The sequence below is a fragment of the Magnetospirillum sp. XM-1 genome, from assembly GCF_001511835.1.
GTDB lineage: Bacteria > Pseudomonadota > Alphaproteobacteria > Rhodospirillales > Magnetospirillaceae > Phaeospirillum.
Genome location: NZ_LN997848.1, coordinates 1,383,305 through 1,396,353, shown reverse-complemented (window position 1 = coordinate 1,396,353; position 13,049 = coordinate 1,383,305). Strand labels below are relative to the sequence as shown.

Annotated in this window: 14 protein-coding genes and 1 tRNA gene; 12 read left to right on the top strand and 3 right to left on the bottom strand. The window is 68.6% G+C overall.

Features of this window, described 5'->3' with window-relative positions:
• Positions 1-4: 4 nt before the first annotated feature.
• A complete protein-coding gene (aroB, locus tag XM1_RS06670; RefSeq protein WP_156428659.1) occupies positions 5-1,120 on the bottom strand; it encodes a 3-dehydroquinate synthase in 1,116 nt (371 codons plus the stop codon).
• Positions 1,120-1,692 (bottom strand): shikimate kinase, encoded by a 573-nt coding sequence (locus tag XM1_RS06665; protein ID WP_068437573.1) that lies wholly within the window; start codon positions 1,690-1,692, stop codon positions 1,120-1,122. Before XM1_RS06665 ends, aroB begins: the two co-directional genes overlap by 1 nt.
• Before the next feature lie 177 nt (positions 1,693-1,869).
• On the opposite strand from XM1_RS06665, the gene XM1_RS24480 reads away from it, so the two are divergent.
• From XM1_RS24480 to XM1_RS06650, 4 genes are all read left to right on the top strand, one after another.
• Positions 1,870-2,010 carry a hypothetical protein gene (locus tag XM1_RS24480; protein ID WP_168185960.1) on the top strand — a complete coding sequence of 47 codons (141 nt, stop codon included), beginning with the start codon at positions 1,870-1,872 and terminating at the stop codon, positions 2,008-2,010.
• Complete coding sequence (locus tag XM1_RS06660; RefSeq protein ID WP_068431650.1) at positions 1,991-3,751, top strand: antifreeze protein; 1,761 nt, start codon at positions 1,991-1,993, stop codon at positions 3,749-3,751. Before XM1_RS24480 ends, XM1_RS06660 begins: the two co-directional genes overlap by 20 nt.
• On the top strand, positions 3,748-4,674 hold the full coding sequence (locus tag XM1_RS06655) for a site-specific tyrosine recombinase XerD (RefSeq protein ID WP_068431648.1): 927 nt from the start codon (positions 3,748-3,750) through the stop codon (positions 4,672-4,674). Before XM1_RS06660 ends, XM1_RS06655 begins: the two co-directional genes overlap by 4 nt.
• A gap of 205 nt (positions 4,675-4,879) precedes the next feature.
• Positions 4,880-5,110 (top strand): hypothetical protein, encoded by a 231-nt coding sequence (locus tag XM1_RS06650; RefSeq protein ID WP_068431645.1) that lies wholly within the window; start codon positions 4,880-4,882, stop codon positions 5,108-5,110.
• A 59-nt stretch (positions 5,111-5,169) separates the two neighbouring features.
• Here the strand turns inward: XM1_RS06650 and XM1_RS06645 are convergent, their stop codons facing one another.
• Positions 5,170-6,177 carry a complex I NDUFA9 subunit family protein gene (locus XM1_RS06645; protein WP_068431642.1) on the bottom strand — a complete coding sequence of 336 codons (1,008 nt, stop codon included), beginning with the start codon at positions 6,175-6,177 and terminating at the stop codon, positions 5,170-5,172.
• Between the two features lie 218 nt (positions 6,178-6,395).
• Here XM1_RS06645 and XM1_RS06640 point away from each other — a divergent pair.
• From XM1_RS06640 to ptsN, 8 genes are all read left to right on the top strand, one after another.
• Positions 6,396-6,482 (top strand) — tRNA-Leu (locus XM1_RS06640).
• Positions 6,483-6,568: 86 nt separating this feature from the next.
• Positions 6,569-7,180 carry a ribonuclease D gene (locus XM1_RS06635; RefSeq protein ID WP_068431639.1) on the top strand — a complete coding sequence of 204 codons (612 nt, stop codon included), beginning with the start codon at positions 6,569-6,571 and terminating at the stop codon, positions 7,178-7,180.
• Between the two features lie 246 nt (positions 7,181-7,426).
• On the top strand, positions 7,427-8,392 hold the full coding sequence (locus XM1_RS06630) for an SIS domain-containing protein (RefSeq protein ID WP_068431636.1): 966 nt from the start codon (positions 7,427-7,429) through the stop codon (positions 8,390-8,392).
• Positions 8,389-9,105: an LPS export ABC transporter periplasmic protein LptC gene (lptC, locus tag XM1_RS06625; RefSeq protein ID WP_068431633.1), complete on the top strand. Its 717-nt coding sequence runs from the start codon at positions 8,389-8,391 to the stop codon at positions 9,103-9,105. The genes XM1_RS06630 and lptC overlap by 4 nt, the downstream gene beginning before the upstream one ends.
• Complete coding sequence (locus tag XM1_RS06620) at positions 9,102-10,097, top strand: LptA/OstA family protein (protein ID WP_068431630.1); 996 nt, start codon at positions 9,102-9,104, stop codon at positions 10,095-10,097. Before lptC ends, XM1_RS06620 begins: the two co-directional genes overlap by 4 nt.
• Entirely contained in the window at positions 10,094-10,891 is a 798-nt protein-coding gene (lptB, locus tag XM1_RS06615; RefSeq protein WP_068431627.1) for an LPS export ABC transporter ATP-binding protein, read from the top strand. Before XM1_RS06620 ends, lptB begins: the two co-directional genes overlap by 4 nt.
• 9 nt (positions 10,892-10,900) lie before the next feature.
• On the top strand, positions 10,901-12,412 hold the full coding sequence (gene rpoN / locus XM1_RS06610) for an RNA polymerase factor sigma-54 (RefSeq protein WP_068431624.1): 1,512 nt from the start codon (positions 10,901-10,903) through the stop codon (positions 12,410-12,412).
• 165 nt (positions 12,413-12,577) lie between these two features.
• Positions 12,578-13,042, top strand: coding sequence for a PTS IIA-like nitrogen regulatory protein PtsN (gene ptsN / locus XM1_RS06605; protein ID WP_068431621.1), 465 nt, complete (start codon positions 12,578-12,580; stop codon positions 13,040-13,042).
• The last annotated feature ends 7 nt before the right edge of the window (positions 13,043-13,049 follow it).

Genomic DNA, 13,049 nt, shown 5'->3' with positions numbered 1-13,049 from the left:
CCCGTTAACGCCCCGCGGCCATCTCCGCCAGCATGGAGGCCAGTTCGGCTTGCCCCACCTCGCGGGTCAGGAAGCTTTTGCCAATCCCCTTGGCCATCACGAAGGTGACCTTGCCGTCCTTGACCTTTTTGTCGCCGGCCATGTGGTGGATCAGGCTGTCCACCGCCCACAGCCGGGGCTTGGGCAGGGCGGCGGGCAGGCCCACCGCGTTCAGATGCCGCTCGAGGCGCAGGGCATCGGCGGCGGGCGCCAGCCCCAGCCGGGCCGACAGGCGCAGCGCCATCACCATGCCGATGGCCACCGCCTCACCGTGCAGCATCTCGTCGGAGAAGCCGGTCTCGGCCTCGAGCGCGTGGCCGAAGGTGTGGCCGAGATTGAGCAGGGCGCGCACGCCGCCTTCCCGCTCGTCGGCGCCGACGATGCGGGCCTTGGCGCGGCAGGACACCGCGACGGCGTGGCGCCGCGCCTCCATGTCGCCCTCGATCACCTTGGAGCCGTTTTCCTCCAGCCAGGCGAAGAACGGCTCGTCGTCGATCACCCCGTATTTGACCACCTCGGCATAGCCGGCCAGCACCTGGCGCTTTGGCAGGGTGTCGAGTACTTCCGTGTCGGCCAGCACCAGGCGGGGCTGGTAGAACGAGCCGATCAGGTTCTTGCCCTGGCGGGTGTTGATGCCGGTCTTGCCGCCCACCGAGGAATCCACCTGGGACAGCAAGGTTGTGGGGATCTGGACGAAATCCACGCCCCTGAGCAGGATCGAGGCGGCGAAGCCGGTGAGGTCGCCGATCACGCCGCCCCCCAGCGCCACGATCATGGCCCCGCGCTCGGCGCGGGCTTCCAGCATGGCGTCGAGCAGGGCTTCCAGGTGCTTGAAGTCCTTGGTCTGCTCGCCGGCCGGCACCACGGTGTGCATGGTGGTGACCCCGGCCTCGGCCAGGCTCTTCTGCACCCGTTCGAGATAAAGCGGCGCCACGTTGGTGTCGGTGACCACCAGGGCGCGGCCGCCCCGCATCTTCGGCTTGATCATCTCGCCCGCCCGGTCCAGCAGGCCGGGGCCGATATGGATGGGATAGCTGCGCTCGCCCAGTTCGACCAGGACCTGTTCAGGGGCGGCGCTCATCATTTGCTCTCCGAGTTCAAATGCTCGATCAGGCCGGCCATGACGCGGATCACGGTGGCCTCGGGGATTTCGTCGGTGGAATCGACGATGATGTCGGCCTCGGCATAGATGGGGTAGCGGGCTTCCATCAGGCGGCCGAGGATTTCCTTAGGATCGCCCTGCTTGAGCAGGGGGCGGTGGTCGCGGCCCACCGTGCGCTTCAACAGCAGGTCGAGGTCGGCCCGGATCCACACCGAGGTGCCGGTGCGCTTGATACGCTCGCGGGTGGCAGGATCGACGAAGGCGCCGCCGCCGGTGGCCAGCACCACCGGGGGGCCGTCGAGCAGGCGCGAGATCACCTTGCGCTCGCCTTCGCGGAAGGCCGGCTCGCCGAAGCGGGCGAAATAATCGCTGATGGTGCTGCCCGAGGCAGCCTCGAACTCCACGTCGGAATCGAGGAAATCCATGCCCAGCCGGGCGGCGAGGCGGCGGCCGACGCAGGACTTTCCCGCCCCCATCAGCCCGACCAGGACGACGGTTCGGCTGATGCGCCCGGCCAGTTGCGGCGCCAGTCTCGCCAGTTCGTCGGCCATGCCCTGATCCACGCTTCGTCCCGTTCCTGTAAAAAAGCGTTGAGCCGGCGTTGATCCCCGCCGCCTTGGCCGATACACTGCGCCCACGAACGCAATGGGGCCGTCCCTGCCGCTTTTAGCCGCACGTCGGCGGTCCTGTCCAGAAATGTCGCTGTCGCGAGAGGTCTTCCGTCTCCCATGAGCAAGATTGCCGGCCTTCTTGTTGCCCTGCTGCTGGCGGTGATCGTCGGCGGCGGATTGTTCCTGTCCACCTGGGACCCGCCGCCCCCGTCGGCGAAGATCGAGAAGGTCGTACCGGATGCCCGCTTCCCGCGCTAAAGCCCTGGCCCTGGCGTTCGGCGCCGTCCTTCTGGCGCCCGCCGCCCTGGCCCAGCAGCCGGGCAAGCCGCTGATCCTGACCTCGCCCAATCTGGAAGCCCCATCCCAGGCGACGACGCCCCAGGCCGAGTCCCCCGCCGCGCCGCGCCCCACCACCGCCACCGAGTTCCCCGGCGGCCCGGCCAAGCCCGGCCCCCGCTTCGAGGTGGAGGAGCTGAAGGCCCCCGACCCCGACGCAGTCGGCGCCCTCGACGAGGCGCAGGGCGGTTTGGGCATGGGCATGTGGCACGGCACCTCCGCCACCCTGGTGCGCAAGATCCTGCCGGCCCTGCCCGCCGCGCCCGGCTCGCGCGCCGCCCATTCCCTGTCGCGCCGCTTGCTGCTGTCTGCGGCGGCCGCGCCCGACGGCAATCGCGGCCAGACGCCGTCGCTCCTGGAGCTGCGCGCCGAGCGACTGTTCGCCATGGGCGAGATCGACGGACTGGCCGCCCTGCTGAAGGCCGCCCCCGCCTCGCTGGCCTCGCCCGGCCTGTCGCGCCTCAAGGTGGACACCTTCCTGCTGTCCGGCGATTCCAAGGCCGCCTGCGCCGAGGCCGCCATCCTGGCCCAGGGCGCGCCCCTCGACCCGCGCCTGGCGGTGTTCTGCCAGATGACCGCCGGCAAGACGCTGGAAGCCGGCATGGCGCTGGACCTGATGCGCGAGCGCAAGGACGCCGACCACGCCTTCATCGCCGCCGCCGAGGTCATGGGCGGCACGCCGCCGGCCAAGGTGGACAAGCTGCCCAATCCCACCCCGCTGCATCTGGCCGCCTTCAAGGCGGCCAAGCTGCCGCTGCCCGCCGACACCGTCGCCAACGCGCCGCCCTCCATGCTGCGCGCCATCGCCGACAATCCCGGCATGGCCGCCGACCACCGGATCACCGCCGCCGAGCGGGCCGAGGCGCTGGGCATCCTCGACACCGAATCCCTGCGCAAGCTGATGGCCGAGGTCAGCCTGACCCCCGCCGAGCAGCAGGCCGCCGCCACCCAGGGCGACAAGAGCCCCCGGGGCCGCGTGCTGTGGCTGCGCGCCGTCGGCGCCGAGCAGGCCGCCCCCGCCCGGGCCGAGCTGATCACCCGCGTCCTGCTGGCAGCGGCCGAGCGCCACGCCTTCGCCGCCACCGCCCGGCTCTACGCCCCGCTGATCGCCGAACTGAAGCCGGCCCCCGATCTGGCCGGAGCCGCCCCCATGCTGGCCCGCGCCCTTTACGCGGTGGGACGGCCCGAGGCGGCGGGCAACTGGCTGACGCTGGCCAAGACCGACCCGGCCGCCGCCAAGCTGGCCGCCGGATTGTGGCCCCTGGCCCGCATCGCCCGCGTCGGCCTCGATCCCAGCCCCGCCGATTCCTTCGCCGCATGGCTGGAAGGCTCGCAACTGAACGAACGCCGCACCGTGGTCACCCTGGCCATGCTGCAGGCGGTGGGGGAACCCATTCCCGCCTCGGCCTGGGCGCCCCATGCCGTCGGCACCATCACCGGCCCGACGCCGAAGCCGGCGCTGAAGGCGCTGCTGCGCGCCGCCGCCGAGGGGGCGCGCCGGGGGGAAACCGTGCTGCTGTCGGTCGCCGCCCTGGGCGAGGGGGGACTGGAAAACGCCGATCCCGACCTGATCGGCCGGGTGGTGGTGTTCCTGCGCCAGGCCGGATTCGAGCGCGAAGCCCGCGAACTGGCCCTGGAAGCGGTGCTGGCCAACGGCGGATGAGCGAAGCCTTCGACCGACACGTCGAGGCTTTCCTCGAGATGATGCAGGTCGAACGGGGCGCCAGTCCCAACACGCTGGACGCCTATGGCCGCGATCTGGCCGATTTCGCCGAGTTCCTGGCCGGGCGGGGGCTTAAGCCCCTGGGCGCCGACCATCGCGCCGTCGCCGCCTATATCGCCCGTCAGGCCGATATAGGCATGGCGGCCCGCACCCAGGCCCGGCGGCTGTCCTGCCTGAAGCAGTTCTACGGCTTCGCCTTCGCCGAGCGCCTGCGCCCCGACGACCCCACCGCCAATATCGACGCGCCACGCCTGGGCCGCCCCTTGCCCAAATACCTGCGCAAGGAGGAGGTGGTCGCCCTGCTGGATTCCGCCCGCGCCCTGGAGGGCAGGGACGGCGTCCTGATGACCGCCCTGCTGGAAACCCTTTACGCCGCCGGGCTGCGCGTCTCGGAACTGGTGTCGCTGCCGCTGGCCGCCGTGGCCCGCGACCCTGCCGTCCTGGTGGTGCGCGGCAAGGGGTCGAAGGAACGCATGGTGCCGCTGTCCGATCCGGCCCGCGCCGCCCTGATGGCCTGGAAGGCCGAGCGCGAGGCCATGCTTCCCAAATCCAAGCCGTCGCGCTGGCTGTTCCCGTCCAGCGGCGTCACCGGTCACCTCACCCGCGACGGCTTCGCCAAGATGCTGGCCCGGGTGGCGGTCCAGGCGGGTCTCGATCCCACCAGGGTCTCGCCCCACGTGCTGCGCCACTCCTTCGCCAGCCACCTGCTGGCCGGCGGGGCCGACCTCAGAAGCGTCCAGGAGATGCTGGGCCACGCCGACATCGCCACCACCGAGATCTATACCCACCTGATCGACGACGAGGCCTCGCGCCTGGTCCGTGCCCACCATCCCCTGGCCGGCAAGACACCCCCAAAGGCGTAGCGTATTTACGCCAGCTTATACCTATCTGCATATGCAGCCAAAAGCTGCGCTCCACATGATCTGGCGATAAGCATTTCCACCTATTCATGTTCCGTTCCGTTGACAGAGTGGTAGTACCCCGCCAATTCTGTAAGCGCGCCGGGGAGTTACGCATATTCTCCCCAGCAGAGGGCACCACTCGCTCTGGTTGGGGAGAGCACCAGACATGACTGACGACGAGTTCACGGAGACATTACGGCGACTGGGATTGTCCCAGGCGGCCCTGGCCCGGCTGCTCGATGATTTGGGCGAACAGCAGCCCGCCCCCACCACCGTGTGGCGTTGGGCCGACGGGCGGTCGCGGGTTCCCATCGGGGTAGGCGCGCTGCTGCGGCTGCTGGAGCAACTGCCGTCCGAGCTCCGCAACCAAGTGACCCGCAAGGCCCTCAGGGCCTAAAGCCAAGAAAAAGGGCCGCCCAAAGGCGGCCCTTGATCATTTCCAGAGAAGCTCCTGCCTTACGCCGCCTGATCGCGGCCCGGCGGCAGCTGCTTGCCGTAGCGCTTCATGTAGAGCGGCAGGATCGCCTCGGCCGAGGTCGGCGTGATGCCCAGCTCGGTCAGGCCCGGCTTGCCGCCCCGGACCACGTTGTCCACCTTCATCATCCGCACCTGATCCTTGGTCAGCATCGGGCTGGGCAGCATCTGCAGGAAGGTGGCCTGCAGCATGCCCAGGCCGAAGGGCAGCGGCACCAGCAGGCGGTCGCGGCCGGTGGAGGCGTTCACCAGCTCCATCACTTCCTTCATGGAATAGCGGCGCGGCCCGCCCAGCTCGAAGGTCTTGCCGGCATGGCGGGAATCGTCGAGCATCGAGACGATGGCCTGGGCCACGTCGGACACGCTGACCGGCTGGAAGATGGGGCCGCCCGAACCGAACAGGTCGATGGAGCAGCCCGCTTCGCTGCACACCGGCTTGAAGCCGTCGCTGGTGAAGACCGGCAGCACCGGCGACACCATGGCGAGCTTGCCGAAGCGGTTGAAGAAGCCGTCATCGGGGCCGAACACCACCGAGGGACGCACGATCGAGGCGCCGGGGAAGGCGGCGGCGACCGCCTCCTCGCCCAAAGCCTTGGAGCGGGCGTAGGCGGCCTCGGAATTCTTGTCGGCGCCCAGCGCCGACATGTGGACCAGCCGGGTGACGCCGGCCGCCTTGGCCGCCTGGGCCACATTGGCGGCGCCCTTCACATGGATGGCGTCGAAGGTGGCCCGGCCGCTTTCATAGAGAATGCCCACCAGGTTGACCACCGCGTCCACGCCGGCCACCGCCATGGCCACCGACTTGGGATCGGTGATGTCGGCGCGCAGCGGCGTCACCTGCCCCACGTCGCCCATGGGCTTCAGGAACTCGGCGGCGATGGGATCGCGCACGGCGGCGCGCACCACCCAGCCCTGGGCGGCGAGACGCTTGACCACGTTCCTGCCGATGAAACCCGAACCGCCGAATACCGTGACAACGCGCCGAGCCATGCCGTCCCTCCATATCGTCCGGCGGCACGGGTGCCGCCCCCAGCCCAAATTCGGGCTAATTCTTTGGGTCGGAAGCTAGCCCATAAGCCGCCCGGGTGTAAAGGGCGCGGGGGCCGGAGCAAAAAAGCGGAACGAGGTGAAAAAACATCGTTGACACCGCCGGCCGCCTCGCATATTTCTTCGCGCCTCGGACGGCTGAGGCGGTTCGGGAGCTACCTGCCCAGGTGGCGGAATTGGTAGACGCGCACGGTTCAGGTCCGTGTGGCAGTGATGTCGTGGAAGTTCGAGTCTTCTCCTGGGCACCATCTCTTAACCGCGGCGCGGTCTAGCTGATGGACACATCGGACGCGGAGCCGCCCTCCCCCAACCGGGGATAAGAAGGAGCGGCTCCGTGACCGTTTTCTACCACAAGAACGACCTCCCCGACGGCCTCGATCTCGGCAAGCTGGTCGCCATCGATTCCGAGACCATGGGCCTCAACCTGCAGCGCGACCGCCTGTGCGTGGTGCAGCTGTCGGCCGGCGACGGCGACGCCCATGTGGTCCACTATCCCAAGCCCGAGTGGAACTCGCCCAATTTGGTCCGCATGCTGTCGGACCAATCGGTGACCAAGCTGTTCCACTTCGCCCGCTTCGACGTGGCCATGCTGCGGCGTTACCTGGGGGTGCGCTGCAATCCGGTGTTCTGCACCAAGATCGCGTCCAAGCTGACCCGGACCAACACCGAGAGCCACAGCCTCAAGACGCTGTGCAAGGAATTCCTGGGCATCGACCTGTCCAAGCTGCAGCAGAGCTCGGATTGGGGCGCGCCCGAGCTGAATGCCGACCAGCTGGCCTATGCCGCGTCGGACGTGCTCTACCTGCACCAGCTGAAGGCGCGCTGCGAAATCCTGCTGGACCGCGAAGGCCGCCGCGCCCTGGCCGAAGCCTGCTTCGCCTTCCTGCCCGACCGCGCCGACCTGGACCTGGCCGGCTGGGACGCGGAAGACATCTTCTCGCATTGATTTTTCAGCCCTTTCCTTGCCGTCACCCCCGGACTTGATCCGGGGGGCCATGGATGGCCGGGTCAAGCCCGGCCATGACGGGTAAAGAAGGCGTATCCACCCAAGTCAGCCCCTCAGCCACCGGGCGGGAATGCACGAAACGGACCAACCGGACGCGTTTTGCCTTTCCGTCACCGGGCCGTTGCGTATAGTTATGCACCCTCGCCGTGCCGGGCGGGGAACGGATCAGTTTGACCGGATGTATCGATGACCGCCGATTCCGATGCCCTCGCCACCGCCCGCCGGGTTCTCGACACCGAGGCCCGCGCGCTGGACTCCCTGGCGGCGGCGCTCGACGGGCCCTTCCTCAAGGCCGTCACCCTGATCGAGGGCGCGCCGGGACGGGTCATCGTCACCGGCATGGGCAAGAGCGGTCACGTGGGGCGCAAGATCGCCGCCACCCTGGCGTCCACCGGCTGTCCCGCCTTCTACGTCCACCCGGCCGAGGCCAGCCACGGCGACCTCGGCATGGTGACCGGCGACGATTCCGTGCTGGCGCTGTCCAATTCGGGCGAAACGCCGGAGCTGGGCGACATCATCGCCTACACAAGGCGCTTCGGCATCGGCCTGATCGGCATCACGTCCAGGGACGGCTCGACGCTGGCCACCGCCGCCGACGTCGCCCTGGTGCTGCCGGCCAATCCCGAAGCCTGCCCCATGGGCCTGGCGCCCACCACCTCGACCACCATGATGCTGGCGCTCGGCGACGCCCTGGCGGTCACGCTGCTGGAGCGCAAGGGCTTCACCGCCGCCGACTTCAAGGTCTTCCACCCCGGCGGCCAGCTGGGCCAGCGCCTGCTCAAGGTCTCGGACCTGATGCATGGCGGCGACGGCCTGCCCCTGGTGGGCGCCGACACCGCCATGGCCGACGTACTGCTGGTGATGACCGCCAAAAGCTTGGGGGTCGCCGGCGTGACCGACGCCGACGGCAAGCTGGCGGGCATTCTCACCGACGGCGACTTGCGCCGCCACATGAGCCCCGGTCTGCTGACCGCCAAGGCCGCCGAGGTGATGACCGCCTCGCCGCGCACCGTGCCGCCCAACCTGCTGGCCGCCGAGGCGCTGCGCCAGATGAACGCGCGCTCCATCACCAGCCTGTTCGTGGTGGAAAGCGACGGCCGCCCGGTGGGCGTGCTGCACGTCCATGACTGCCTGAGGGCCGGCCTGGCATGAGCCTGCACGCCGACAGCAGTTCAGCGCCGCCCCAGGAGCGGCATCCGAACGGGCGGCACCTGCGGGGGCCGCGCCGCGGTCCCTTCGCCGACCACACCCATTTCGTCTCGGTGATGAAGATCGCCCTGCCCGCCCTGGCCGCCCTGCTGCTGGGCCTGGTGGTGGTGTGGCCCAAGCTGTCGCGCATGGACAGCGGCTTCAAGCTGGGCTTCGCCAGCCTGTCGCCCAAGTCGGTCGATACCCTGGTGATGAAGAACGCCCGCTATTTCGGCGTCGACGAAAGCAACCGCCCCTTCGCGGTGACCGCCGACACCGCCACCCAGGTGCCGGGCAACCAGGACCTGATCCAGCTGGTCAACCCCAAGGCCGACTTCACCTCGTCCTCGGGAGCCAATATCGTGGTTGACGCCGTGGCCGGCATCTACCACCAATCCTCCAAGGTGCTGGACCTGTCGGGGGGCGTGAACCTCTACCACGACACCGGCTACGAGATTCACACCCCCACCGCCACGGTGGAACTGAACAACAACGCGGCGCGGGGCTTCGAGCCGGTGGAAGGCCACGGCCCGCAAGGCGAAATCCGCTCGGCCGGATTCGAGATCACCGGCAAGCGCCACGACATCACCTTCACCGGCAAGTCGCAGCTGAACCTGCGCGCCGTCAGCCACAAGGCCCAGGGAAAGGGCCAGGGCAAGGGAGCCAAGACCCGATGAAGCCGCCCGCTCTGATACCGCTGGTCACCCTTGCCCTGGGGGCCGCCCTGATGGCGGCCCTGCCCGGCTCCGCCATGGCCCAGGGCTTCGAGATGAGCAAGTCCGGCGACCAGCAGATCCAGGTCTACGCCGACAACGGCATCGAATGGCATTCCGAGGAGCTCCGCGTCATCGCGCGGGGCAACGCGCATGCCATCCGCGGCAACATGACGGTGGACGCCGACGTGCTCACCGCCCATTACCGCAAGGGAGCCAAGGGCGACGAGATCTGGCGTCTGGACGCCGACGGCAACGTGGTGATCCGCTCGCCCAACGACACCGCCACCGGCCACAAGGCCATCTACGACCTGGACAAGTCCATCTTCGTGCTGAAGGGCGCCCCGGCCAAGCTGGTCACCCCCACCGACACCTTCACCGCCACCGAAAGCCTGGAATACTGGGAACTGAAGAAGATGGCGGTCCTGCGCGGCGACGCCGTCGCCACCCAGCCGGGCGAGAAGACGCTGAAGGGCGACGTGCTGACCGCCCACTTCAAGGACAAGTCCGCCACGCCGTCCAAGCCGGGCGCCAAGCCGGCCCAGGCCGGCACCGCCAAGCCGGGACAGGCCGGCCAGCAATCGGGCGGCGACGGCAACGGCCTGGAACTGCAGCGCGCCGACGCCTACGGCCACGTGGTGATCCTGTCCAAGAGCGAGACGGTGACCGGCGAGAGGGGCGACTACGACGCCGAAACCGGTATCGCCACCGTCACAGGTTCGGTTAAGATCAGCCGCGAAGGCGGCAACCAGCTGGAAGGGGGATGGGCGCACGTGAACCTCAACACCGGGGTCAGCAAGCTGTTCCCCACCGCCGCCGGCGCCGCCGAAAGCGGGCAGAGGGTTCAGGGCCTGTTCATTCCGCAGAAAAAGGGCGATAAGGGCGATAAGAGCGAGCCGCCGGGCAAGGCGGGCTTCGTCGGCAATGTGCCGGCGTCCGGATCGGGGGGACGATGAAAAGCACCAAGCCAGCCTCGCCTTTTACCGCCGGCGGCGCCACCGTCTCCGGACCGCGTCTGGTGGCCGACAATCCCGGCTTGGTGGCCCGCAACCTGGGCAAGAGCTTCAAGGGCCGCCCGGTGCTGCGCGACGTCTCCATCTCGGTGCAGCGGGGCGAGGCGGTGGGCCTGCTGGGTCCCAACGGCGCCGGCAAGACCACCTGCTTTTACTGCATCACCGGCCTGATCAATCCCGATGTCGGCGCGATCCTGCTGGACGGCACCGAGATCACCGACCTGCCCATGTACCGCCGCGCCCGGCTCGGCATCGGCTATCTGCCGCAGGAGGCCTCGATCTTCAGAGGGCTTTCGGTGGAAGGCAACATCATGGCGGTGCTGGAAGTGGTCGAGGCCGATTCCGAGCGCCGCCAGCACGACCTGGAAAGCCTGCTGGCCGAGTTCTCCATCAGCCATCTGCGCCGGGCGCCCGCCATGGCGCTGTCGGGCGGCGAGCGCCGCCGCGTCGAGATCGCCCGCGCCCTGGCGTGTCGTCCCCACTTCATCCTGCTGGACGAACCGCTGGCCGGCATCGACCCCATCGCCGTGTCGGACATCCGCGATCTGGTGGCCCACCTCAAGCACCGCGGCATCGGGGTGCTGATCACCGATCACAATGTGCGCGAGACCCTGGACCTCATCGACCGCGCCTACATCCTGCACGACGGCGCGGTGCTGATGGAGGGCCGCCCCGCCGAGATCGTCGCCCACGAAGGAGTGCGGCGCGTCTATCTCGGCGAGCGGTTCAGCATGTAACGCCCCGCCATGGCCATCGGTCCCAGGCTTGATATCCGCCAGACCCAGTCTCTGGTGATGACGCCGCAATTGCAGCAGGCGATCAAGCTGCTGCAATTGTCCAATTTCGAGCTGGCCGCCTTCATCGATCAGGAACTGGAGCGCAACCCGCTTCTGGAGCGGGAAGAAGGCGAGCGGGGACTCGAGCCCGCCGAGCCCAAGGCCGACGCCGCCGACCTGCCCGTCCTCGATTCCGCCCCCGCCGAACCCCCGTTGCTGGACGGCATGACCGCCGGCTCGGCCGAGGACGGCATGGACGTGGACTACGACAACACCTTCAACAACGACAGCGCGTCCGACGCCGTCCAGGACGAATCGCTCGGCCAGTGGGGCAACGTCAACGGCGGCGGCGGCGGCTTCGACGACGGCGAATCCAGCCTGGAACAGATGACGGCCGGCGAGATCAGCTTACGCGACCATCTGGCCGCCCAGGTCAGCATGGACATTCCCGTCCCCGCCGACCGCCTGATCGCGCTGCATCTCATCGAGATGCTGGACGAGGCGGGCTACCTGATCGGCGACCTGGACGAACTGGCGGAAAAGCTGGGCTGTTCGCGCCAGCATGTGGAAGTGGTGCTGAAACGCGTCCAGGGCTTCGATCCCGTCGGCGTCTTCGCCCGCTCCCTCAAGGAATGCCTGGGTCTGCAGCTGGCTGAGAAGAACCGCCTGGACCCCGCCATGCAGGCGCTGCTGGACAATCTGGAGCTGCTGGCCCGGCGCGACCTGCCCGGCCTGATGCGGGTCTGCGGCGTCGACGCCGAGGACCTGGCCGAGATGATCTCCGAGATCAAGGCGCTGGACCCCAAGCCGGCGCTGGCCTTCGACCACGTGGTGGCCCAGCCGGTCACCCCCGACGTGCTGATGCGCCGCACCCAGGACGGCGCCTGGGTGGTGGAGCTGAATTCCGACACCCTGCCCCGCGTGCTGGTCAACACCCGCTACTATTCCAAGATCGCCGGCGCGGCCAAGAGCAAGGACGACAAGACCTACATCTCCGAGCGCTTCCAGTCGGCCAACTGGCTGGTGAAGTCGCTGCACCAGCGCGCCACCACCATCCTCAAGGTGGCCACCGAGATCGTCCGCCAGCAGGACGCCTTCTTCCGCTTAGGGGTCCAGCACCTGCGGCCCTTGGTGCTGCGCGACATCGCGACCGCCATCTCCATGCACGAAAGCACGGTCAGCCGCGTCACCTCGAACAAGTACATCGCCACGCCCAGGGGCATCTACGAGCTGAAGTACTTCTTCACCCAGGCCATCAGCTCGGCCGACGGCGGCGACGCCCATTCGGCCGAGGCGGTGCGCCACCGCATCAAGGCGCTGATCGATGCCGAGGGCAAGAGCGTGCTGTCCGACGATTCCATCGTCGACGCGCTCAAGGCCGAAGGCATCGACATCGCCCGCCGGACGGTGGCAAAATACAGGGAAGCCATGAACATCGGCTCGTCGGTCCAGCGCCGGCGCGAGAAGTCGCTGGGCATGTGATCGGCCCTGCCGTCCGCCATGCTTGACTTCGGACAAGTCGGGGCCTATTTTCCGCCCGCCCCGTGGGAAAGACGGGACGGGGAAGTTGGCGCGGTAGAGTGGATCCCGCGCCCGTTATGTGAAGACCCAGCGGAACCAGGCGTTCCGCGCTCATAGGGTGGATTCATGGAAATCACCGATCTGATCAGCCCGGCCGCCGTCATTCCGAATCTGCGCGCGACGTCCAAGAAGCAGGCGCTGCAGGACCTGGCCAAGAAGGCTGCCGAGATTACCGGCCTGCACGAGCGGGCCATCTTCGACGTGCTGCTGGAGCGCGAGCGTCTGGGGACCACCGGCGTCGGCAACGGCATCGCCATCCCCCACGGCAAGCTGCCGGCCATGGAGCGCCTGTACGGCGTCTTCGCGCGGCTGGAAAAGCCCATCGCCTTCGAGTCCATCGACGAACAGCCGGTGGACCTGATCTTCCTGCTGCTGGCCCCCGAATCCGCCGGCGCCGACCACCTGAAGGCCCTGGCCCGGGTATCGCGCCTGCTGCGCGACAAGGGCGTGTGCGAGAAGCTGCGCGGCACCGACAACGCCGACGCCCTCTACGCCCTGCTGACCGAAAGCCCGGCCAGCCGGGCGGCGTGATTTCGCG